This is a genomic window from Acidobacteriota bacterium, from assembly GCA_016703965.1.
GTDB lineage: Bacteria > Acidobacteriota > Blastocatellia > Pyrinomonadales > Pyrinomonadaceae > OLB17.
This window is the reverse complement of sequence record JADJBB010000004.1, coordinates 483,051-506,871: the sequence shown is the minus strand read 5'-3', so window position 1 is coordinate 506,871 and position 23,821 is coordinate 483,051. Positions and strand designations below refer to the sequence as shown.

Sequence of the window (23,821 nt, the reverse complement as noted above, 5' to 3'; positions counted from 1 at the left end):
TCTTTATGCACAACAGACGAGAATTTATCAAAACGTTTGCGATCGGAGCGGCGGGAATTGCCATCTTTCCGACAATGTCCTTTGGACAGGCAGATCCGTGGAAGACTGAATATCCAAAGATCCTCGCTCGTATAAAACCGCCGACCTTTAAGAAGAAGGATTTCGATATCCTCAAGTACGGTGCGAAAGCAGGCGGGCAATTCGACTGCCGCGAGGCGATCAACAAGACGATCGACGCCTGTTCAAAAGCCGGCGGCGGCCGCGTCGTCGTGCCGGCGGGCGAGTTTTTAACAGGTGCGATCCAGCTGAAATCGAACGTAAATTTGTACGTTTCAAAAGGTGCGACGATTAAATTCTCGATGGACCCGAAAGCGTATCTACCGGTCGTCCACACCCGCTGGGAAGGCATGGAGCTGATGCATCTGTCGCCGTTCATCTACGCTTACGAGCAAACGAATATTGGCATCACGGGCGAAGGAACGCTTGACGGACAGGGCAAATCCTTCTTTTGGAAATGGCACGGCAACCCGCGTTACGGCGGCGACCCGGCAAAGATCAGCCAAAAACCAGACCGCGACAAACTTTACGATATGATGACGCGGAACGTGCCGTTAGCCGAACGCGTCTTTGGCGAAAAACACTATCTGCGGCCTCAGTTCATACAGCCGTATAAGTGTAAAAATGTTCTCATCGAGGGCGTGAAGATCGTCGATTCACCAATGTGGGAAGTTCATCCGGTTCTGTGCGAAAACGTCATAGTTCGAAATTTGAACATTTCGTCGCACGGCCCGAACAACGATGGCTGCGACCCGGAATCATGCAAGGACGTTCTGATCGACAATTGCTTTTTTGATACCGGCGACGATTGCATCGCTATCAAATCAGGGCGCAATAATGACGGACGCCGGCTCAATGTTCCGACCGAGAATATAATCGTCCGCAATTGTACGATGCGTGACGGCCACGGCGGAATTACGGTCGGCAGCGAGATCTCGGGCGGCGTGCGAAACCTCTTCGCTCACGATAACAAGCTCGACAGCCCCGATCTCTGGACCGCCATTCGCGTCAAAAATAATGCTTCGCGCGGCGGTAAACTCGAAAACTTTTATTATAAGAACAACGTCGTCGGCCAGGTTTCGCGAGCAGTGATCGAGATCGACTTTAATTATGAGGAGGGAGCGAAGGGCGAGTACATTCCCGTCATGCGAAACCTGCAGATCGACGGGCTGACATGCACATCCGGCAATCGTGTAGCGGATCTGCAAGGCCTCGATAATGCTCCGATATACGATGTCTCTATCAGCAATTGCACGATCGGAGAGATGAAGAATCCGAGCATCGTCAAAAACGTCAGAGGCATTAAACTGAAAAACGTAAAGATAGGTGGGAAGTTAACTGATTCGTTATTGTAAAAAATTATGTCAGATAAAGGATCGATAAACCGTCGTGATTTTGTAAAGGCATCCGGCGTTGCGGCCGCGTCGGCCCTGTTAACGGGCTCGCTGTCCGCGGCCACCGTCACACCACTGGCTCGAAAACGCTACGCAATGGTCGGAACCGGACACCGCGGTACGGGAATGTGGGGCAAAGACATCTTCGAACGCTATGCGAACGAGATCGAATTCGTTGGCCTTTGCGACAAGAACGGTAAGCGTGCCGAAGCCGGAAAAAAACTGATCGGTGCGAGCTGCCCGACGTTCACGAGTTTTGACGAAATGGTCGCCAAGACCAAGCCTGAGCTTCTGATGGTGACGACGATGGATTCGACACATCATCAATTCATTACCAAAGCTCTCGCGATGGGCATTGATGTCATCACCGAGAAACCTATGGTAACCGAGGCTGTTCAGGCTCAGGCGGTAATTGATGCCGAAAAGAAAAATAACCGCAAGATCACAGTTGCTTTCAATTACCGCTACGCGCCCAAGCACCAGAAAATAAAAGAGATACTGCAATCCGGCGAGATCGGTAAGGTTACGTCGGTCGATTTCAGCTGGTACCTCGACACGTCGCACGGCGCGGATTATTTCCGCCGCTGGCACCGTTTGAAAGCAGGCGGCGGCAGCCTTTGGGTGCATAAGGCGACGCATCATTTTGACCTGGTGAACTGGTGGCTCGGTGCCGATCCGGTCGAGGTGACGGCTTACGGCGACCTGAATGTCTACGGCAAGGCCGGGACGTTTCGCCATACAAATTGCCGCACGTGCCCGCACAAAGCAAAGTGCCCGTTCTTTTGGGATCTGACAAAAGACGCTCGATTGATGAAGCTGTATGCCGAATGCGAGGACGTTGACGGGTATATGCGTGACGGCTGCGTGTTTAAGGAAGACATCGATATTTACGACACAATGTCGGCGGCGGTCAAGTATTCGAATGGCGTCAGTATGAGCTATTCGCTCAATGCTTCAATGCCGATCGAAGGCTATCGGATCGCCTTTAACGGCACGAAAGGCAGGCTTGAGGTTCGCGATTACGAACGCCAGCCGTGGCCCGAGCAGCTGCAATCTGAGATCTACCTCATTAAGAGTTTCCCTCGCGGCCGCGAGCGGATCGAGATGCCAAATATCGCCGGCGGACACTCGGGCGGTGACGATCGGCTACGCGAGGTGATATTTAAGAACGCTCAGGTTCCCGAGCATCTGAAATTGCCGGATTCGCGTGCCGGTGCGATGTCTTGCCTGACCGGGATCGCGGCCAGGACGAGCATCGAGCAAAAGCGTCCCGTCAAGATCAGTGAGTTGATACGTTTATGAGGTTGATCTTGGCCATCGTGCTAGTCTTGCTTTTCGCTTTGTTGTTGAGTGCTTCCGCGTCGGCCCAGTTAACCGTTTTTCTTGCAGGAGATTCGACCGCGGCGAATAAAGCGGCTGATCGACGGCCCGAAACCGGTTGGGGCGAAATGCTCCAGCAGCATTTCGACCCGGCAAAGGTAAAGATCGACAATCGAGCGCTAAATGGACGAAGCACGAAATCCTTCGTCGATGAAGGCCACTGGCAAAAGATAGTCGATGCACTTAAAAAGGGCGATTTCGTTTTCATTGAGTTCGGCCATAACGACGAGAAAAAGGACAAACCGGCGGTTTACGCGTCGCCGGACGATTACAAGGCAAATTTGGCGAGATTCATTCGCGACGTTCGGGCAAAAGGTGCGACGCCGGTGCTGATGACGCCAGTTTCGCGTCGTAAGTTCGAGAACGAAGTACTCGTAAAAACCCATGGCGAATACCCCGAGGCAGTAAAAGCTGTCGGCAAAGCCGAGAACGCTGCCGTGATCGACATGGAGAGCAAAAGTGCGGCGGTTATGACGCGATATGGAAAAGATGGTTCGACCAAGCTGTTTCTGCAATTAAAGCCGGGCGAACACCCTAATTACCCAAAAGGCGTCGAGGATAACACGCATTTCAGTCCGCTCGGAGCTGAGGAAATGGCGAAGCTTGCGGTCGAAGGCATACGCGAGAATAAGATCATGCTAACCAAGTATTTGAGGAAATAATGAGACTTAGACGTTTGCAGATCCTTCTTTTGCTGGCCGTTTTTGCGGCTAGTCTATCGGCGCAGACGAATGAGTTTCACGATAAACTTTTGCCTGCGCCGCTTGACGGCGGGTTTCGTATGGATGGTTATTGGGTGTGGTGCGGGTCGGTCATTAAGGGCGACGACGGAAAATACCATATGTTCGCGTCCCGCTGGCCAAAACCGCCCGGATTTGGGCCGTATTGGCTAACGAATTCTGAGATCGTACACGCTATTTCCGACAAACCCGCCGGGCCCTATAAATTCAGCGATGTCGCACTACCGCCGCGCGGCGAGGAATTCTGGGACGGCCAGATGACGCATAATCCGGCGATCAGAAAATACAAGGATACGTATTTGCTGTACTACACGGGAACAACGTATAAAGGGAAACGCCCGGGTCTGGACTTTCGCATTAACGATGATTCACCAACTAAACTCGATGCCCACCAGCACGAGCGCATCGGGCTCGCGACCTCGAAATCGCCCTACGGGCCATGGAAACGACTCGACAAACCGATCCTTGATGTAAAAACCGACTCCTGGGACAGATATCTGACAAGCAATGCGGCGCCGGTCGTGCTTAAAGATGGGCGAGTAATGCTTTATTATAAAGGGGTTACGCGGCTCACGGTTCATGCGATCGGTTTGGCGATCGCTGATCGATACGACAAGGAATATAAGCGAGTTACGGATCAGCCCTTGAACATGGGCATCGGTGCTGAAGATCCTTTCATATGGATCGAGAACGGCAAATACAAAGCCTTGATGCTCGATCATGAACGTAAATATTCGCCCGATAAAGAGATCTTTTACGCGACATCCGATGACGGAATTAAATGGACGGTTCCGCAACCAGGTATCGCGGTTTCGAGAAATATTTTGTGGGCCGACGGTACGACGACGAAGGTTGGTAAGACCGAGCGGCCGCATGTTCTGATCGAGAATGGAAAACCGACGCACGTTTTCTTTGCCGTAAGCGGTACCATTAATGGACAAGGCGCGAGCTGGAATCAATCGATCCCTCTCAAAAAATAGAATTTATGAAAAGCACGATCATTCTTGTACTTATTTTATTGCTGACAGCCGGAGCGATGGCCCAGAAGCCGGTATCTGAGCAACTCGCCGACACCGCGATGAACCGCATTTGGGTCGATGACCGAAATCAACCCGGGATCCCGGCGAAATGGACCTACGAGCAAGGTGTCGTCCACAAGGCGATCCAGGCGATGTGGTACGCGACCGGTGATGCAAAGTATTTCAATCACATCCAGAAGGGAATGGACTACTGGATCGATGAGAAAGGCAATCATAAGGACTACAAGGTTGACGAATACAACATCGACCACATAACGCCGACGACATCAATGCTGATGCTCTATCGTGCAACTGGCAACGAGAAATACCGCAAAATGGTCGAACTCGCCCGTACGCAGCTCAGGACGCATCCGCGAACGAACGAAGGCGGCTTTTGGCACAAAAAGATCTATCCGTATCAGATGTGGCTCGACGGGCTCTATATGGGCCAACCGTTCTATGCCGAATACTCAATGTTCTTTGGCGAGGACAATTGGAATGATATCGCTAACCAGTTCGTCTGGATGGAGAAGCACTCGCGTGACCCGAAAACCGGATTGCTCTATCACGGCTGGGACGAATCGAAGCAGCAAAAATGGGCGAACAAGACCACCGGCCAATCGCCGCATTTCTGGGGACGCGCGATGGGCTGGTATGCGATGGGGCTCATCGATGTGCTTGAGTATTTTCCTCAGGATCATCCGCGACGGTCCGAGCTGATCGCGATCCTCAATCGCGAAGCAGCGGCGATCGAAAAGGTTCAGGACAAGAAAAGCGGCGTTTGGTGGGACATCCTCGATCTCGGCGGAAAAGAGAAGAACTATCTCGAATCTTCGGCATCGGCGATGTTCGTTTACGCACTTGCCCGCGGCGTCCGCGAGGGCTACTTGCCCGAAAGATACATGAAGGTTGCGACGACCGGCTGGGCGGGTATCAAGAAGGAATTCATCAAAACTAATACTCAAGGTCAGACGGATTGGGAAGGGACGGTCTCGGTCTCAGGCCTTGGCGGCAATCCATATCGTGACGGCAGCTATGATTACTACATGAGCGAAAAGCTCAGAACGAATGACGCCAAGGGGCTGGGTCCCGCGATCCGTGCGGCTCTCGAGATCGAAGCTTATGAAAAAGGCTGGCCGGCAAAAGGCAAAACGGTACTGCTCGATGACTATTTCAATCACGAGATCCGACGCGGCAAGCTCGGCACGGATGAAGTCTGGCACTACAAGTACAACGAGCTGCTCGATTCGGGTTTTTCGATCTTTATGAACACTTTCCGCACGATGGGCGGCAAGGTCGGACAGCTTTCGACCGCCCCGACGGAGGCGAATCTGGCAAATGCCAGCGTTTACATCATCGTCGATCCGGACACCGAAAAAGAGACGGCGAATCCGCAATTCGTCGGCCCGAACAATGTAAAAGCGATCTCGGAATGGGTGAAGAAAGGCGGCGTACTCGCGCTCTTTGGCAACGACGGGCAGAATGCGGAACTTGATAAATTCAATACACTATCAGAAACGTTCGGGATCAAATTTAACAAGGACCGTAAGTTCGAGGTGCTGAATAACGATTACCGGATGGGACGCGTGATGATCCCGGCCGGCAACTCGATCTTCCCGAATACCAAAGAGATCTATATCAAAGAGGTTTCGACATTGTCGCTGTCCAAGGATGCGAAACCCGTACTTACCGTAAATGGCGACGTCCTTATCGCGATGGCGAAATATGGCAAGGGCTCGGTTTTTGTGATCGGCGATCCGTGGCTTTACAACGAATATACCGACGGTCGCCGTTTACCGGCCGAATACGAGAATTTCAAAGCCGCTCAGGACCTTGGCCGGTGGATGATCGCACAGTCGAAAGGAAATAAGTAAATTATGAAAAAGCAGATCATTTTTTCGCTTCTTGTAGTATTGGTTTCCGCCGGTGCGGCCGCGGCTCAGTCGCGTCAACCATCGACGGCGATCAAACCGTATGTTGTCAGATCAAAGCAGTCGGTCGCCGACCTGGAGAAAAGACTTGCCGGAGATAAGACCGATCCTGATCCGAAACTCCCGACGCTGACAAAGGTCGAGGACATCATCGGCGGGGCCGGAATGGAGACTCGCGTCGCGATACAGCACGACCATAGACGCAGCGGCGATCTGGTCGAACTGCACGACAAATCGGACGACGTTTACTACGTTCTCAAAGGCCAGGCGACGCTTGAGCTTGGCGGAACGCTCGTCGATCCTAAAGAAGCGACACCCGGCGAATGGAGAGCAAAAACCGTCACTGGAGCTCAATCGATCGTTATCAAGGAAGGCGACCTGATCATGGTCCCGAGAGGTACCCCGCATCGACGTTCGGTAACGGGTAAAGGCTTTTCGATGATCCTTATCAAGATATTTGAGGATCCGCTGCCGAAGTAAGAATTTCGACAAAATCGTTTATCTAAGCTAGAATCAGCTTGTACCTCCGCCAGTTTTTACAAAAATGCCAAAGAAAACACCGGCAGTTTTCCAAAATCTGAATTCGGAAAAGAACGGCACCACTGCCGAAGAGGTTGTCGTTCGCCTGCGTGACATGATCCACAACGGCGAACTTTCTCCGGGCGACCGCCTGCCGCCGGAACGAGATCTGGCAAAGCTGCTCGGCGTGAGCCGGCCGACGCTGCGCGCCGGCATTCGATCTCTGGCAACCGTCGGAATACTGCAGTCGCGGCAAGGTGCCGGAACATTTGTTGCCGAACGTCATGAGTCGCCGACACTGGACAGCAGCGCTTTGCGAATGTTATCGGCTCTTCACGGGTTTACGTCAGATGAAATGTTCGAGGCAAGGCTCGCTCTCGAAATGAGCATCGCCGGAATGGCGGCGGAGCGTGCGACCAGCGAGCAGATGACGCTCATGGCGGAGCAGATCACCGGTATGTATGCGTCGATCGACGATCCGGAGCAGTATCTGGTCCACGATATGAAATTTCATCAAACGATCGCCGCCGCGTCGAATAACCGTATTCTGACCTCACTCATGAACATGGTTGCGACTATCCTTTTTGACAGCCGTTCCAAAACGGTCAAGCGGGCCCGGGATCTGAAGGAATCTGCCGAACAGCACCATAACATCTATCGTGCGATGCGAGAACATGACGCAGAGGCGGCAAGCCGCGCTATGCACGACCATCTGGTCGAGACTCAAAAAGCCCAGCGTCTCGAAGAAGAAGAAGCTCGGGCACTTTCAAGCGGCCTCGAGCCCTGATCCAAAATAAGGACATTTCGGATATGCAAACTCTGTCGAGATCAGTTTTGATATCGCTCGTATTTTTGTGTGCAGTAGCAGCTAATGCCCAGGTTTCGAAGGTCTGGGTTGCGGATAACGGCGACGATACTTACAAAAATCCGATCATCAATGCCGACTATTCCGATCCCGATGCGATTCGCGTTGGCGATGACTATTACATGACGTCGTCGAGCTTTAATAGTGTTCCCGGCTTGCCGATCCTGCATTCAAAGGATCTCGTGAATTGGAGCCTCATTAACCACGTTTTTCGCGAGCAGGAGCCGAAGGATATCTTCAAAAAGCCGCAGCATGGCGGCGGGGTCTGGGCACCGGCTATCAGGTTTCACGCGGGCGAATTCTATATCTTCTTTCCCGATCCCGATTACGGCATCTACATGACCAAGGCCAAAGATCCGGCGGGCGAGTGGTCAAAACCGTTGCTGATCGCCGAGGGAAAAGGCTGGATCGATCCGTGCCCGCTGTGGGACGACGATGGCAAGGCGTATCTCGTCCACGCATTTGCGGGCAGCCGTGCCGGGATCAAGAGCCTGCTCGTCGTCAAAAAAATGAGTTCGGACGGTACAAAGCTGCTTGACGACGGAGTGATGGTTTTTGACGGCCACGACACCGATCCGACGGTCGAGGGGCCGAAGTTTATGAAGCGGGACGGTTATTATTACATCCTAGCCCCGGCTGGCGGCGTGGCGACCGGCTGGCAACTTGTTTTGCGGTCGACGAATGTTTACGGGCCATATGAGCGAAAGGTCGTGCTTGCTCAAGGCAGATCGACCGTGAACGGCCCGCATCAGGGAGCTCTCGTCGATACGCCGTCAGGAGAGTGGTGGTTTCTGCATTTTCAGGACAAAGGGCCGTACGGCCGCGTCGTTCACTTGCAGCCGGCGGTTTGGAAAAATGGATTTCCGGTGATCGGGTCAGACCCGGATGGCGACGGAACGGGCGAGCCGGTGCTGCAGTACAGAAAACCAAATGTCGGCAGTAGCTTTCCGATCCAAACACCGCCGGATACAGACGAATTTAATGGGCCGACCATAGGTCGGCAATGGCAATGGCACGCAAATCCTGAAGCCCGCTGGGCATTTCCCTATCCTGAGAAAGGGGTCTTGCGAATGTACTCCGTTCAGCAGCCTGACGGTTACAAAAACCTCTGGGATCTGCCAAATCTCCTGCTGCAGAAAACTCCGGCGGACGAATTCACCGCAACGGCAAAGGTTTCACTAACGCCGCGTTTCGAGGGTGAACGGTTTGGGCTTGTGGTAATGGGGCTCGATTATTCACTGATTGGCATAACAAATCGCGGCGGCAAGACATACATCTCGCAATCAACCTCAAAGTATGCTGATAAAGGAACGCTCGAGACCGAAAGTTTACCTCAGCCGCTGTTGTCGAAGGATGTTTATATCCGCGTGGATGTAAAAGCGGGTGCGGTCTGTGTCTTTAGCTACAGCATCGACGGAAAGGCGTTTGCGAATGTCGGCGAAACTTTCAAGGCACGTGAAGGGAGATGGATAGGGGCAAAGGTAGGATTTTTCTTCAATCGGCCCGGGAAATTTAACGACGCCGGTTCGGCGGATATTGATTGGATCCGGTTTGAAAGATAGATATCGCAGCACAATAAACAAATGGCCCGAACTCAGACCTTGCTCAGTTCGGGCCATAATTTACTGGGAACGTTTTTTGTTAGTCGTACTTGATATTCGCCGGTTCTAGCCTTGGCGCCAGAAGATGGATTATCAATAACGCTACCAAATATGCAGACGCTGCGATGATGAAGAGCGGTAGATAGCTGCCCGTCCGGTCCAGAATATATCCAACTAGCGGCGAGATTATCATGCCGCCGATGGCTCCGAACATACCGCCGATACCGACAACCGAACCAACGGCCTGCTTCGGGAACATATCCGAGGAAAGCGTGAAGATATTAGCCGACCAGCCCTGATGAGCTGCTGCTGCAATACCGATCAAAATAACCGCAAGCCACAAGCTCGAGGTCGTCGAGGCGATCACGATCGGCACGACGGCGAGTGCACAGATAAGCATCGCAGTTTTTCTTGAACGGTTGATACTCCAGCCCATTTTGATCATCTTTGATGAAAGATAACCGCCGCCGATACTGCCGACGTCAGCGATGATGTAGATCACCGCGATCGGAAGACCAAAGGTCTTGAGGTCGAGGCCGTGCTGCTTTTGGAGAAAATCGGGCAGCCAAAAGAGATAGACCCACCAGATCGGATCCGTAAGGAATTTGCCGATCGCGAATGCCCACGTCTGACGATGCGGGAAAAGGCGTTTCCATGGAATGGTTACATTAGGCTCGATCGGATCACTCTGAATATATGCAAGTTCTGCCTTCGAGAGCCTTGGATGCTCCTCGGGCCGGCGATATATCATCAGCCAAAAGCCGAGCCACAAAAACCCTATCAAGCCAGTAATAATGAACGCTTCCCACCAGCCCCAATAAAGAACTATCAGTGGAACGAGAAGCGGTGTTGCTAAGGCTCCGACGTTTGTCCCTGAATTAAAAATGCCTGTTGCAAGAGCTCGCTCTTTCTTAGGAAACCACTCGGCAACCGTTTTGATCGATGCCGGGAAATTACCGGCTTCGCCAAGGCCGAGGATGAAACGCACGACCATGAAGCCGACCACAGAAGCGAATGCCGTGGTTGTCGACACGATGCCGACGAAATTAAGCAAAGCCGCTGTCGCAACACCGATCGGAACTGCCCAGGCGTGCAGGAGTGCGGCAACGCTCCAGACCGTTATGGATACCGCAAAACCTTTTTTCGTCCCGAAGCGATCCATTAGGCGGCCCACAAACAGCAGGCCGATCGCATAAGCGGTCTGAAACGCGAAAACGATCCAGCCATAATCGATCTCAGTCCAGCCAAATTCCTTAGCTAGGGTAGGTTTCAGAATGCCGAGAACCTGGCGGTCAACATAATTGACTGTTGCCGCGAAGAACAGCAGCGTACAGATCATCCAGCGATAATGGCCGATCCGTACGGTTGGTTCGCCGCCATCGTCCTGCCGTTTTTGACTCTCTATGATCTCGGATTGATCGTTCATTCGAAATACCTCTCGCTAAATTGATAAAATTCCTGGGGAAAAGAACGGCTGTCCGTTCAGATTCGTTTCGATCTGCGGAAAATCAGGGGACGTGGTGATCACCTCAATCCCACGTTCCGTTGTCAGTATTGTTTCTTCAACTTTTGTTCCAGTGATCGACGGATTCCAGGCAAATGCCTGGTTAAGGTGCACGATCTCTGAACTTTGCGGATGTGCGACCCATTCACGGGTCTTGTATCCAGCCGCACCGCCCTGATGATGTTTGTCGATCTCGCCGTCAAATCCGGCGGCAGCATACGCGGTAGCCGCTGTTGTGTACATTTCAGCTCCTGTCACACCGGAACGAGTCGCGGCGGATAGCGCGGCATTGACTGAAGCATTTGCTTCCGTTTTTCGCTGCAGATCATCCGGAATTGAGCCAATGCAGACGATCCGGCTAAGACTCACGATCAGGCCAAAACGTTTGGCACACGTTACCATCAAAAGTGTCTTTTTCCAACTATTTTCGGTCGGCACTGGGTGGCGAAAACGAGCGATCCGCTCATCCGCTGCCACGAGTGTTACAACCGAAGAGACGTTATGCCGAGCAGAAGCACTTCTGATCTTCGCGGCGATCGAAATTTCGGTGTCACCCGGAGCGATCTCCTCGATGACCTTTCGCATTATCGCTCCGGCATCGCGTCCGAGTTCACGATAGCGGATCAACTCGTTGCGGGTCAGTTTGTACCGGCATTTGGCGATCTTGCCTTCGATCGCCGCCGCACCGGCAAATAGCGAAATGTCGGTAGTGATCTCCCCATCGGCCAATGCCTTCGCCTTTCTTAGCGCGGTGTCGCCAACCGCTTTCTCTTCCTGCCAACTAAAATCTACCGGCTCAAAATCGTCTGCCGAAACTTCCTCTGCCAGCATGCGCGGCAACTCTATGTTGTTTGCGAGCAAATAACGTTTACCTGATCGCGTCACCAGGAGCGAAGCGGCACCATTTTCACGGCTCAGGTCGATGCCGTTCGTCGATCCGCCGGTCAGCCATGCAAAATTGTGCTGGGCATTGAGCAAAACCGCACCGAGGTTCTCACGATCGAGCAGTTCAGTGATGCGCTCAGTTTTTTCTTCGAGCTCGGTTAAAGCCATTTATAACTACTGATTAACGCCACTCGCCAAAAACCCGCCGTCAACGACAAGTACTTCGCCGGTCACAAAACTTGCAGCATCGGACGCAAGGAAAACCGCAGCGCCGGCAAGTTCTTCGACATTTCCGAAGCGTCCCATGGGTGTTCGGGTTAGAAACTCACGGCCACGATCGCTCTCGTCGAGCAGCTTTTGGTTCAATGCGGTGCGGAAAACTCCGGGTGCGATCGCATTTACGTTCACCCCTTTCTTTGCCCATTCGATCGCAAGCGATTTTGTGAGCGACGCAACTGCGGCTTTGCTCGCCGAATAAGCAGCGACCTCAAAGAGTGACACAAATGTCGAAAGCGATGCGATGTTGATTATTCGTCCGTAACCTTTCTCGATCATGTGACGGCCGAAGACCTGGCACGAGCGGAGTGTTCCGGTAAGGTTGGTTTCGAGAATTTCGTTCCATGTTTCTTCGTCCAGGTCGAGCGTCGGTTCGCGCTTGGTGCGGCCGGCCGAGTTGACGAGGATGTCGACCTTGCCGAATGCTGAGACGCACGCGCCAAGAAGGGCTTCCAACGAGTCTTTGTCAGAAACGTCAGAAGTTGCACGAAGCGTCCTGCGTCCCTTTGCCTCGATCTCAGCGGCGGCTATATCGACCTGATCCTGCCTACGCGACGTGCAGACAACATCCGCTCCGGCCTCGGCCAATCCGTGTGCGATCGCCCGGCCGATGCCTGAGGTTCCTCCGATAACGACGGCTACCCGGCCGTCCAGATCTAATTTGCTGTAGCTCATAAATGCGAGAAAATATAAAATTGGGCAATTACTTAAGTTGCAAAGGTATTACCACTTGGATTTTCTAACGGCCCGGTTCGGGTGTCTGCCTTGTTTTGGTAAACTGCGTAAAACACTCGCTATTACCTAATCTTATAGAAAGATAATCTGGTAATTTGTTAGGCTTCTTTACAATTTGTCCGATAATACTTGATTTTAATTGGTTTAACCAATTACAATATAATATTATAAAAATCCAAGTGCAAACATCCACCAAAAAAATAGTAGAACGCCGCGTCGCCGGAAACAACATTTGGCTAAGTTTTCCTGACTCGGGGCAGAATGTAAAGGCTCCAACATCACCATTTGTTTACTATGTCCTCGACAGCGAGGACGCGGTCGGCCAAGCGATGTTCGACGAGCTTGTCGCTTACGCTGATCGTAAGGACGGGGACATCACGATCGTCCTGCTCGGCGGCCGCGGTGCCCAGGCAATGTACCGTATCATCAACCGTTTGGCTGAGACCGAGGAGATCGACGAATTGCTCGGGCGCCTGCATGTTTTTACGCAGGACGCACTCGCTCCGATGCGGATGAATAATGGCTTGAGCTTTGTTCGCGATTTCGAGAGGTTGCTCGGCCCGAAGTTTTTCGCGAAGATCAAGAGCTTCACGGCAATGCTGACAGAGACAGACGATCTTGAATCCGCGCTTTCCGGTTATCTCGAAAAACTTGAATCGCTCGGCGGAATAGACATTTTCTTCATGGGGTTTGGGCCCGAAGCTGAGGCGGCTTCGCATCTTTGCTACATCAAGCCTGGATGCGGGGCTCAGTTCAGTGATTTTGTCGGCATCATACCGATCTCACCAACCATCCTGGAGCACCATATTTCTAAGTTCAAGGTCGGCGGCAGTGTCATCTCGGAAGCAGATGAGACCGAGTGCAGAAATGCCTCGTACATACTTACGCTCGGCCCGGCAGCGATCCTCGAGGCGAGGTTAATAGTGCAGTCGATCGTCGATGCCTCAACGGCACCGGGTAAGAAGCCAAGCTTTAAGAGGATGATAGAAACAGAATTGTCGGCTGATGGCGACGAACTCCAAAGACAGTGCGATGAGAACCCGGGGCTATTGATCCGTCTGCATCCGAACGTCAGATCGTACGTTTTGCCCGACCTGTTTGCTTGATACTTTATGTTGGATACCTACGCAGAAAAAGCGACCGCTATCAGCGAGTATGCGATCATCGTCAACCCGGACGATAACGTCGCGGTGGTAAAAAATGAGACCCGCGACGGGTTGATGCTAATGCTCCCGAGCGGAGAGGTTGTTACTGTCTTAAAGGCGGTGCCCCCGGGTCATAGATTTGCCACAAGCGAAATCCCCGCCGGTGAATTTGTTCGTCAATACGGCCAACCGATCGGAACCTCGCTTGGCATTGAAAAAGGTGAGTGGGTAACTCACGAAAATATGTCGGATGACGTTCCTGTCGTTCGAAATCTGCCTGACGATCTACATACGCCCGCCCCAGACTATTTTGCGCCCGAAGAGGTCGGAACTTTTATGGGATTCCGCCGTGCTGACGGACGCGTTGGAACGCGAAATTTCCTCCTGATCGTCCCGACGTCGATGTGTGCCAGCCATGAGGCGACGCAGATCTCGATGATGGCGGAGTTCATTCATTACAGCCGCGAAAAGTATCCGAACGTAGATGGCGTGGTTGCGATCCCGCACAACAAAGGCTGCGGCTGTCAGGATGGGTCGAACCTGGATCTGATGATGCGTACGCTCTCAAACTACGCCGATCATCCGAACGTTGGCGGAGTGATCCTCATAGATCTCGGCTGCGAGAAGACCAACCTGACGTATGTTGAAAAATATCTGACCAACCGTGAGAAGCCGATCCAGAAACCGGTTTTTAAAATAGGTATTCAGGATGTCGGCGGGACGCAGTCAGCTATTGAGCTTGGCCTAAAGACGGTCGCGGAAATGCTTCCGGAGGTCAATCGATCCACCCGCGAGGAGTTTCCGCTGAGCGAATTGGTTCTCGGCGTGAAATGCGGCAGCTCAGATGGATTTTCCGGGATCTCGGCAAATCCGGCGCTTGGTTACGCTTCAGATCTGCTTGTTCGCAGCGGTGGAACGGTTCTGCTCACCGAGGTGCCTGAGTTTTGCGGGGCGGAACACATTCTCGCAAATCGTGCGAAGGATTCTGAGACCGGACGCCGGATCTACGAGTTGGTTGACTGGTATAAGGAATACGCTTCAAAATTTGGAGGTGTCCTCGGTCAGAATCCGAGCACAGGGAACAAGGCTGGCGGCCTTCTTAACATAACGATAAAATCGCTGGGAGCAATAGTTAAAGCGGGCACGACCCGCATTGAAGATTGCCTGGATTATGCCGAAACGCCGCGCGTCCGCGGGCTAAATTTGATGCAGGGACCGGGCTACGATCAGGAATCAACCCCCGGATTGGTCGCCTCCGGAGCAACCGTGGTCGTTTTCACTACCGGCAATGGAACGACTATCGGCAACGCAATAACACCCGTTCTTAAACTCGCCTCCAATAACCGTGTTTTTGAAAAAATGTCGCAAGACCTCGATATTTCAGCCGGAAACATCATTCTTGGTACTGAAAGCATTCCAGAGGTGGGCACTCGGCTTTTTGAATATATCCGTAAAACGGCAAGCGGCGAGATACAGGCAAAGGCAGAGATCCTAAAACATCGCGAGTTTCAGTTCTGGGCAGAACAGACCGTTTCGTTATAGTATATTATGATAACGTAAAATGAATAACGGTCAGTTATATCAATCGGAACTGCTTGGTGCATCCAGATCACCATCCGGTACTTCGCGAAAAGGCAATCAGCTGCTGCGCTTGATTCGTGCCGCACAGCCGATAACGCGAACCGATATCGCGGAACGGCTCTCAATAGATAAAAGCACCGTTACCGAGAATGTTAAGCCGCTGATCGCCCAGGGCATCATTCGCGAGGAATCGCTCGCTGCCGAAGGCCTGAAAAGACGTTCGCGAATACTGTCGTTTGCGGATGATGATGTCTACTTCATCGGTGTTAATCTCGGCGTTCGCCGCTCACAAGTGGGCCTTACAACCCTCAGAGGAGAGATCACTGACGAGACGGATTTTGAAACGCCGAAAACGGCAAGCTACGCACTTCGGCTCGCTCGCGAGCAGGTAGATAATCTCGTCCGAAAATACCCGGAAAAGCGCCTGGCTGTTATTGGCGTGAGCGTGCCCGGAATGGTCGATCCGAGAAGGGAAAAGCTGATATTTGGACCGAATCTTGATTGGAAAGATATCGACGTCGCTGGTGCTCTTCGGGTCCACGAGAATACCACCGTTGTAGTAGAAAATGATTCGACGGCCGCCGCTATGTATGAGGCACGGCTCAAGATCCGAAACTCTGATGACGGCCTGATGACCAACTTCATACTTGTTCGATCAGGAACGGGAATCGGCGTAGGTTTGGTGATAGGCAGCGAGGTTTATCGCGGTACGGGAGCGGGCCGCGGTATCGCAGGTGAATTTGGCCATATGACGATCGTCGCAAACGGCAAGCCCTGCGTATGCGGTAATCGAGGATGTTGGGAAAAATACGCATCAGCCGCCGCAGCTGCTTCGCTCTACCTCGGAGATCGCCCGCCGTCTGCCGGTGAGACAGTTCCAAGATTTGTCGAGATCGTCAGCAAGGCCGAGGTCGGTGACATTCGTTCGAAAAAGACGCTCGAAAAGATCGGCGATTATCTTGGTATCGGGATCGCAAATGTGATCATGGGCATCGGAATTCCGCGCGTCATCATCAGCGGCCGCCTTGTCTACGGTTGGAAATTTATCGAGGAGCCATTGAATGCGGCTATTCGCCGCAGCATCGTCGGCAGGATCGACGGTTGGTCGGTCGAGGCCGGCGAACCGGTTGGCTCTGCAATTGGCGGAGCGCTTGAAGTCGCGGTGGAGGAGTATTTAAGCACTCTCTAGGTCGTGACAAGTGGGTTTTTGGAGGTAGTTTTATGCACGCACAAATACAGCTCGAAAATATTGATCCGGCGACCTGCGTCGTCAAAGGGACGCACAAAGTAAAGGGACGCACCAATTCGGTAGCTCCCGGGGCAACTGCGTCGCGAAATCTGTTTTACGGCCGTATAATTCTCGAGGCGGGCGACGCTGCGATCGAGTTTGAGAACGGAACGCACGAGACAGGTCTTGTTTGTCTGAATGGCACAGGAAGCGTTACCGCCGGCGGGCAGACGTTTGCGATGAATCGTTACGACGCATTGTATGTACCCCGCGATTCGCAGATCACCGTCGCGAGCGACGGGGCATTTGATATGGCAGAAATATCTTCGCCGGTTGAGAAGCAGTATCCGCTGCAATTTGTAGTGTTTCAGGAGATCCGCAAGGACCCGGCGTTGCATTTTACCGCTGGAAAGCCGCCGTCGGAGCGCGACTTGAACATTCTGTTCGGAAAGAACGTCGAAGCCGGACGAATTATGGCCGGAGTGACATTTTCGTCCGACGGGAACTGGACTTCGTGGCCGCCGCATGAACACGCAAATCTTTTAGAAGAGGCGTACCTGTACATTGACATGCCGGCACCGCAATTTGGGATCCAGATGGTTTATACCGATGGTGAAACGCCCGAGCTTGTGCAAGTCGTCCACGAAGGCGACGTTGTCCTGATGCCCAGAGGCTTTCACCCAAATGTCGCGGCCCCGGGCGGCCAGATCAATTTTCTCTGGATGATGGCCGCCAACCGCGAGGGCGAAGACCGGCAATTTGGTGTTGTAAACGTCCAGCCGGAATACGCAGCCGGGCCTACCGGGCTTGAGTCTTCGCAGAAATAACGGACAGGGATGAAGGAGATGAAATGGATGAGAATAGGATTTTTCTCATCGCATCGCCTTTATCCCGTTCATCTCTGTAAATTTTATGATTTTAGATAAATTCAAACTTGACGGCAAGATAGCGCTCGTAACCGGAGCCTCGGTCGGCCTCGGGCAAGGAATGGCTTTGGCGCTTGCTGAGGCTGGAGCCAATGTTGCTTGTCACTGTCTAGCTGACGGTCAAGCTGATGAAACTGTTGCCGCGATCGAAAAAATGGGACGGCGAGCGGTTTTGATAGCCGGCGATATGTCTGATAAAGAGACGCCGAAACGCGTCGTTGCAGATGTTATCGCCGCTTTTGGCCGGATCGATATTCTGATAAATAACGCTGGTATGATCCGCCGCACGCCGGCGGTCGATTTTAGTGAGGAAGATTGGTCGACGGTGATCGAAGTTAATCTATCAAGCGTTTTTCGAACCTCGCAGGCCGCGGGACGGCACATGATCGAGCAGGGTGGTGGAAAGATAGTTAATATTGCGTCGCTGCTTTCATTTCAGGGCGGTATCACGGTTCCGGCTTATACCGCTTCGAAATCGGGTGTCGCCGGTGTGACAAAAGCACTAGCAAACGAATGGGCCAAGCATAATGTGAATGTTAACGCGATCGCTCCGGGCTACATGGCGACGGACAATACGACTGCTTTGAGGGCCGACGAAACCCGTAATCGGCAGATACTCGAACGCATCCCGGCCGGCCGTTGGGGTTCGCCTGACGATCTTGCAGGAACAGCAGTTTTCCTTTCTTCGGCCGCCAGTGATTATTTACAGGGCCACATTGTAGTTGTTGATGGCGGATGGATGGCAAGGTGAGAATTAAGAGGCCAGAATTCAGAATCCGGAAGCTGGCGATCACTCTAGCCTTCTGACTTCTTAGTTCTGGATTCTAAAACTTATGTTAAAGATCAAATTAAAAGATGAATGTAAATGGGACATCGTTTCCCTTGGCGAGGTAATGCTGCGGCTCGATCCCGGCGATAAGCGTATTCATACGACGCGGTCGTTCGAGGTGTGGGAAGGCGGGGGTGAATACAACGTGGCTCGCGGATTAAAGCGATGTTTCGGGCTTGATGCGGCGATCGTAACGGCGCTCGCCGACAATCCGATCGGTCGATTAGTCCAGGACCTTATGTATCAGGGAGGCGTCGATCAATCGCACGTCAAATGGGTCAAATATGACGGCGTCGGGCGCACCGTGCGAAACGGCATGAATTTCACCGAACGCGGGTTCGGCGTTCGTGCCGCTCTCGGCTGTTCAGATCGAGGAAATACGGCAGTTTCGCAGCTCAAGAAGGGCGATATCGACTGGGAAAAGATATTTGGTGAGGAAGGTGCCCGTTGGCTGCACACCGGCGGTATTTTCTGTGCATTGTCAGAATCCACACCCGAAGTTGCCAAGGAAGCGATGCAGGTCGCGAAGAAATACGGCACGATCATTTCTTACGACCTCAACTATCGCGACTCGCTCTGGAAAGCCATCGGCGGCCAGGCAAAAGCGCAGGAAGTAAATCGTGATCTCGCTCAGTACGTTGATGTGATGATCGGCAACGAGGAAGATTTCACCGCGTGCCTCGGCTACGAGGTCGAGGGGCAGGACGAGCATCATTCGAAGCTCGACATCGTTAATTTCGAGAAAATGATCCGCCGTGCAGTTGCAGATTTTCCGAATTTTGCGGTTGCGGCGACTACGCTACGTAACGCTAAAACAGCATCGGTAAATGATTGGGGAGCCGTCTGTTTCACTGAAGGCCAGCTTTTCCAAGCGATAATGCGGCCTGATCTCGACATCTTCGACCGCGTCGGCGGCGGTGATTCGTTTGCCTCGGGGCTGATCTACGGTTTCCTCACCGGTGAATCACCGGAATGGGCAGTCAATTGCGGTGCGGCACACGGAGCTCTGGCGATGACAACGCCAGGCGATACCACGACAGTCGGACTGTCTGACGTTCTTAGAGTAATGAAAGGCGGCGGAGCGAGAGTCGCAAGATAATAAAGGTGCGAAAGCGCGCGTGAGCAAGGGCGAACTGCGGACGTCGAATGATTCGCCCTTGATTACGCGTGGGCTTTTGCATTCGGGCAATAATAACACTATGACTAAAGCAGAAATTGTAAAGCAGATCGAAGATGTCGGCCTCGTGCCGGTCGTGCGGGCTTCGTCGGCCGATGAGGCGATGCAGGTGATCGAGGCGATCAAGGCTGGTGGCGTTAACGTGCTTGAGATCACGATGACCGTGCCCGGTGCCGTGCGAGTGATCGAGAAGGTCGCGGATAAATACGGCAGTGAAGTACTTGTCGGTGCGGGAACAGTGCTCGACCCTGAAACGGCACGAGCCTGTTTGTTGGCTGGAGCTCAGTTCATTGTCAGCCCGGCTCTGAACCTCGACACGATCGCCTTGTGCCATCGATACAGTGCTCCGATCTGTCCGGGTGTTCTGACACCGACAGAGGTCATCACGGCGTGGAGTGCGGGTGTGGATTTTGTAAAGGTTTTCCCTTGCGGTTCGGTCGGCGGTGCGAGCTACGTCAAGAATCTAAAAGGCCCTTTCCCGCAGGTCAAGATCATTCCGACCGGCGGCGTTTCGCTCAAGACTGCGGCGGATTTTATCAAGGCCGGAGCCTCGGCACTCGGTGTTGGCACTGATCTCGTGGATGTCAAAGCTATTCGCGAAGGAAACGCCCACATTGTCACCGAACGCGCAGCAATTCATTGAGATCGTCCGCGAAGCCCGAGCCTCATAGTTCGCGTAGACTTAACATTCGCTCAACATATTTTGCGATGACGTCAGCCTCGAGGTTGACGTCATCGTTTGGTTTTAGAGTCGAGAGATTGGTCATCTCCCATGTTTTTGGGATGATCGCGATGTCGAAATGACTTTCTTCGAGGGCTGCGATCGTTAGCGAGATCCCTTCTACGGTGACGGAGCCTTTGTGGACGAAATAGCGGGCGAGGTTCGGCGCAAAACCGATCCTCACCGTCCAGAAATCACCTTCCGATTCAGCCGAAATGAACTTTCCTCTTCCATCGACGTGGCCCTGAACTATATGGCCTCCTAGACGGGTCGCAGGCGTGACGGCGCGTTCGAGATTTACCCTGGAACCGGCCGCAAGGCGTCCAAGGGTCGTGCGTTCGAGAGTTTCCGGTGACATATCCGCGGCAAACGATCTCGGCGACGGTTCCAATGCCGTTAAACAGACGCCGTTGACCGAGACCGAATCGCCGTTGACAAGGTCAGAGGTGACCAAATTGGCGGAGACTACGATCCGCACGCCTCCGGCGTGCGGCGACAGGTTCTCGATGGTTCCAAGTTCTTCTATCAGTCCGGTAAACATCGGTTAATTTTCCTCTCTGAGTTCTAAGGCCGGAAGCTCTGCCGGTATGGTCAACGATAGCTTTCTCACATCTATGGAAATGGGTTCGCCGTCTATGACCTCGTTGTAAAGGTTTACAAATTTATAGCCGACTCGGATCTCATTCGGTTTATATGAAGACCGAGAATGAACGATCGCTGCGAAGGTTTCGTCGGTTGCATTGAGCAGGACAAGCAGCTCGGCGTCAGTTCTTTGCACATCTTCAATGGTGATGCCGTAAAGCGGGGAATCAGGCGTTATCGGATGAACGATCGTCCACGCTAGCGGGAGAAAAGCAACGTTGTCCCGCTCGAGTTCCAGGACGTCAAATTTTCTGACCAAGCGGCCATTCTCTTCGACGAAACGTGCATAGAGCAGGGTCGCTTTTACGTCGATGAGGTGATTATTTCGTCCATTAACAAGCCGGACCATAAGGCCCGTAATGCCGCGATACGGAGCGATGATCGCTATTTCACTAAATCGTATCTTTGCAGTTGGCCGGGCAAATCTCGCGAAGACGAGGCCGGTTATCAGGGCATTTGCGAGCAGACTGTAATACGATTCGATGGTGACGAGCAGATTTGGAATGATGCCTGACGGATGTATCGTTCCGTATCCGATCGTGGCAAACGTCTGCACGCTAAAGAAAAATCCTCGAATAAAAAGATTTTCCGTCGGCGTGGATGAAACATCCACGAGGCTTTCGGGGCCGAGCATTGAATAAAACGCTCCGAAAATGATGTTGCTTACGAAATAAAGCAGAAGAACGATAAGGAGAAACGTGCTCCATTTCATAGCGAGCAGGGTGTGGTAGAGATTTAGTGATGAGATAGCCGAAAGCCCGGTTCGCCTGACGTTGAAAGTGCCGTCATGATTTAATAGCCGTTGGCTACTGCCGGTTACGACCGAACCAAATCCCAGATCGCGCTTTTCCGCGTCGGAGAGTTCAGTAAGAGGCGGATTGTCCAGAATATTTTCTGCCACGGTGTGATTCGATTATAGCGGTCGCGGTTTGGAAATGTAAAAACTGACTGGTTTTAGGTACGATTTGGTGATGAAATAGAATCTATGGCAAACACTAAAGAGGCTGCAAATCAGCCGCCAAAACTTCGCCTCGATCCGCAGGGGAAGCCGGATGTAGGTTCGCTCGCGGATATTCTCGAGTGGTTTCTGAATTTTGACGAGCGTACTGCGAGGGTTCGCCATCCGAATTCGGACGAGCTTTTTCAATGGAAGCAGCAGGAGGATAAGGTTAACGGCATTTCGACCTATCCGTTTGAAAATGCCGAGGCGAGATTCGCGGTCGGAGCTATCCAGGCTCTTGCGGAAAATGATACCGAGGAGAAATTGCAGATATGGCTTTCGAGTTTGCTTGAAGCAATTCAGGAATCGCACAAGACCAAGACCGAGATCGCTGAATCTTACAGGTTGGATGCCGATCTCGATGCGTCTGCGCTTCTGAAATCGCAGAAGCTGACGACGAACGCGGAAAAACGTATTTACCTAACTAGCTGCTGGCTCGAAACTCTTTGTACGGCCGAAGTGAGATTTCTGGGCTGGGTCTATCAGGAATTGTACGGTCGGCCGTTTGCCGCTTGATCCGGTGCTATTTGAACGTCTGACACTGTTTCATATCACCGGACTGCATACCTTTTGCAAACCACTGCATTCGCTGCTGGGCTGATCCGTGGGTGAATGAATCAGGCACGACATATCCCTGTGTGCGCTTCTGTATCATATCGTCACCAACGGCAGCTGCTGCCCTTACCGCCTCCTCGGCATCGCCCGCTTCGACCCGGCCCTGCTTAGCGGCGAAGTTCGCCCAAATACCGGCGTAACAGTCGGCCTGCAGTTCGAGTGCAACAGAGAGACGATTATTCTCGCCCGCGCGTTGGACCTTGTCCATAACCCCAGTCAGATTTTGGATGTGGTGACCGAATTCATGTGCAATAACGTAAGCCTGTGCGAAATCGCCCGGTGCCTTGAACTCACGCCTAAGCTCGTCGAAGAAAGCGAAATCCAGATACAGTTTTTGATCACCCGGGCAATAGAATGGCCCGGTTGCCGCGCTCGCGTACCCGCACGCGGATGAGATCTGTCCGCTGAACAGTACTAGTTAGCCACCGATAGCAACCCCGCGACCGCCCATTCCTCTGCGATCTTCCACGTTATCGCTCTGCCTCTGGTCTCTCCAACGCATAATTTATGACCTCTTACGAAATAAAACGTGACCCGATTCTAGCATTTTTGAGGTAGGCTACGAAGTAAAAAAAACCGCGTTTAAGAGCGCCTTTGATGTCAGTTATTGGGTATCGAATAGCTTTGAAAAAATAACCATGTAAATTTAACGCAAAATCTTGACAGCGGGAGACTTACAGGACTATGATTCCTACACGTTTTAAGTTTTAGTCTCTCTCTCGCGTGTTTCCGTTTTCAAAAAGGAGGAAATAATGATCAAGCTTGACATTGTTAATCTCGTCGCAGACCGAACGGGCGTCCCAAAGCAGAAAGCAGAACAGGTGGTTGATTCGCTATTTGATGCGATGAAGGATGCATTGGCCAATGGCAAGCGCATCGAATTGCGTGGGTTCGGCGTCTTCGTCGTGAAAGCTCGAAAGCGCGGTGTCGGCCGAAACCCAAGAACCGGAAAAGAAGTCCCGATTCCGGCAGGCAAGACCATCAGATTTAAGCCAGGAAAGGAGCTTTCAGCCAAGGCGGTCGATTAGTCAGCCCAAGTTTAGTATTATCT

Annotated in this window: 22 protein-coding genes and 1 pseudogene; 17 read left to right on the top strand and 6 right to left on the bottom strand. The window is 52.5% G+C overall.

The annotated features are described in order from the left end of the window. The first annotated feature begins 5 nt into the window (after positions 1-5). The 8 genes from IPG22_05135 to IPG22_05100 all read left to right on the top strand — a co-directional run bounded on the left by IPG22_05135 (position 6) and on the right by IPG22_05100 (position 9,467). Complete coding sequence (locus tag IPG22_05135) at positions 6-1,412, top strand: glycoside hydrolase family 28 protein (protein ID MBK6587685.1); 1,407 nt, start codon at positions 6-8, stop codon at positions 1,410-1,412. A 6-nt stretch (positions 1,413-1,418) separates the two neighbouring features. Beyond that, the gene (locus IPG22_05130; protein ID MBK6587684.1) at positions 1,419-2,753 is read left to right on the top strand and encodes a Gfo/Idh/MocA family oxidoreductase; all 1,335 of its coding nucleotides are present in this window, start codon (positions 1,419-1,421) and stop codon (positions 2,751-2,753) included. Between the two features lie 2 nt (positions 2,754-2,755). Beyond that, positions 2,756-3,493, top strand: coding sequence for a rhamnogalacturonan acetylesterase (locus IPG22_05125; GenBank protein ID MBK6587683.1), 738 nt, complete (start codon positions 2,756-2,758; stop codon positions 3,491-3,493). Next, a complete protein-coding gene (locus IPG22_05120) occupies positions 3,493-4,551 on the top strand; it encodes a glycoside hydrolase family protein (GenBank protein ID MBK6587682.1) in 1,059 nt (352 codons plus the stop codon). Before IPG22_05125 ends, IPG22_05120 begins: the two co-directional genes overlap by 1 nt. A gap of 5 nt (positions 4,552-4,556) precedes the next feature. After that, entirely contained in the window at positions 4,557-6,464 is a 1,908-nt protein-coding gene (locus IPG22_05115) for a glycoside hydrolase family 88 protein (GenBank protein ID MBK6587681.1), read from the top strand. A gap of 3 nt (positions 6,465-6,467) precedes the next feature. Then, positions 6,468-7,001: a hypothetical protein gene (locus tag IPG22_05110; protein MBK6587680.1), complete on the top strand. Its 534-nt coding sequence runs from the start codon at positions 6,468-6,470 to the stop codon at positions 6,999-7,001. 64 nt (positions 7,002-7,065) lie between these two features. Beyond that, a complete protein-coding gene (locus IPG22_05105; protein ID MBK6587679.1) occupies positions 7,066-7,827 on the top strand; it encodes a FadR family transcriptional regulator in 762 nt (253 codons plus the stop codon). Between the two features lie 23 nt (positions 7,828-7,850). Continuing rightward, positions 7,851-9,467 carry a glycoside hydrolase 43 family protein gene (locus tag IPG22_05100; protein ID MBK6587678.1) on the top strand — a complete coding sequence of 539 codons (1,617 nt, stop codon included), beginning with the start codon at positions 7,851-7,853 and terminating at the stop codon, positions 9,465-9,467. Between the two features lie 79 nt (positions 9,468-9,546). Here IPG22_05100 and IPG22_05095 read toward each other — a convergent pair whose 3' ends face one another. The 3 genes from IPG22_05095 to IPG22_05085 are packed head-to-tail and all read right to left on the bottom strand — an operon-like array spanning position 9,547 to position 12,846. Continuing rightward, on the bottom strand, positions 9,547-10,932 hold the full coding sequence (locus IPG22_05095) for an MFS transporter (GenBank protein ID MBK6587677.1): 1,386 nt from the start codon (positions 10,930-10,932) through the stop codon (positions 9,547-9,549). Between the two features lie 15 nt (positions 10,933-10,947). After that, a complete protein-coding gene (locus IPG22_05090; GenBank protein ID MBK6587676.1) occupies positions 10,948-12,063 on the bottom strand; it encodes a M24 family metallopeptidase in 1,116 nt (371 codons plus the stop codon). Between the two features lie 6 nt (positions 12,064-12,069). Continuing rightward, the gene (locus IPG22_05085) at positions 12,070-12,846 is read right to left on the bottom strand and encodes a glucose 1-dehydrogenase (GenBank protein ID MBK6587675.1); all 777 of its coding nucleotides are present in this window, start codon (positions 12,844-12,846) and stop codon (positions 12,070-12,072) included. A 260-nt stretch (positions 12,847-13,106) separates the two neighbouring features. On the opposite strand from IPG22_05085, the gene IPG22_05080 reads away from it, so the two are divergent. The 7 genes from IPG22_05080 to eda all read left to right on the top strand — a co-directional run bounded on the left by IPG22_05080 (position 13,107) and on the right by eda (position 20,435). Beyond that, positions 13,107-14,012 carry a hypothetical protein gene (locus IPG22_05080; protein MBK6587674.1) on the top strand — a complete coding sequence of 302 codons (906 nt, stop codon included), beginning with the start codon at positions 13,107-13,109 and terminating at the stop codon, positions 14,010-14,012. A gap of 6 nt (positions 14,013-14,018) precedes the next feature. After that, positions 14,019-15,593: an altronate dehydratase gene (locus tag IPG22_05075; GenBank protein MBK6587673.1), complete on the top strand. Its 1,575-nt coding sequence runs from the start codon at positions 14,019-14,021 to the stop codon at positions 15,591-15,593. 19 nt (positions 15,594-15,612) lie between these two features. Next, positions 15,613-16,821, top strand: a complete 1,209-nt coding sequence (locus tag IPG22_05070) for an ROK family transcriptional regulator (protein MBK6587672.1) — start codon at positions 15,613-15,615, stop codon at positions 16,819-16,821. Positions 16,822-16,853: 32 nt separating this feature from the next. After that, entirely contained in the window at positions 16,854-17,687 is an 834-nt protein-coding gene (locus tag IPG22_05065) for a 5-deoxy-glucuronate isomerase (GenBank protein MBK6587671.1), read from the top strand. A gap of 88 nt (positions 17,688-17,775) precedes the next feature. Then, positions 17,776-18,537: a 2-dehydro-3-deoxy-D-gluconate 5-dehydrogenase KduD gene (gene kduD / locus IPG22_05060; GenBank protein ID MBK6587670.1), complete on the top strand. Its 762-nt coding sequence runs from the start codon at positions 17,776-17,778 to the stop codon at positions 18,535-18,537. Positions 18,538-18,619: 82 nt separating this feature from the next. Next, on the top strand, positions 18,620-19,714 hold the full coding sequence (locus IPG22_05055; protein MBK6587669.1) for a sugar kinase: 1,095 nt from the start codon (positions 18,620-18,622) through the stop codon (positions 19,712-19,714). Positions 19,715-19,814: 100 nt separating this feature from the next. After that, positions 19,815-20,435 (top strand): bifunctional 4-hydroxy-2-oxoglutarate aldolase/2-dehydro-3-deoxy-phosphogluconate aldolase, encoded by a 621-nt coding sequence (eda, locus tag IPG22_05050; GenBank protein ID MBK6587668.1) that lies wholly within the window; start codon positions 19,815-19,817, stop codon positions 20,433-20,435. Positions 20,436-20,457: 22 nt separating this feature from the next. On the opposite strand, the gene IPG22_05045 is transcribed toward eda, so the two are convergent. After that, complete coding sequence (locus IPG22_05045; protein ID MBK6587667.1) at positions 20,458-21,054, bottom strand: riboflavin synthase; 597 nt, start codon at positions 21,052-21,054, stop codon at positions 20,458-20,460. 3 nt (positions 21,055-21,057) lie between these two features. Next, a complete protein-coding gene (locus IPG22_05040) occupies positions 21,058-22,056 on the bottom strand; it encodes a hypothetical protein (GenBank protein MBK6587666.1) in 999 nt (332 codons plus the stop codon). Between the two features lie 84 nt (positions 22,057-22,140). Between IPG22_05040 and IPG22_05035 the strand changes: the two genes are divergently transcribed. Continuing rightward, a complete protein-coding gene (locus IPG22_05035) occupies positions 22,141-22,671 on the top strand; it encodes a hypothetical protein (GenBank protein MBK6587665.1) in 531 nt (176 codons plus the stop codon). Between the two features lie 7 nt (positions 22,672-22,678). Here IPG22_05035 and IPG22_05030 read toward each other — a convergent pair. Next, positions 22,679-23,272 (bottom strand): annotated as a pseudogene (locus tag IPG22_05030) (neutral zinc metallopeptidase). 250 nt (positions 23,273-23,522) lie between these two features. Here IPG22_05030 and IPG22_05025 point away from each other — a divergent pair. Next, a complete protein-coding gene (locus IPG22_05025) occupies positions 23,523-23,798 on the top strand; it encodes an integration host factor subunit beta (GenBank protein ID MBK6587664.1) in 276 nt (91 codons plus the stop codon). Positions 23,799-23,821: the final 23 nt, after the last annotated feature.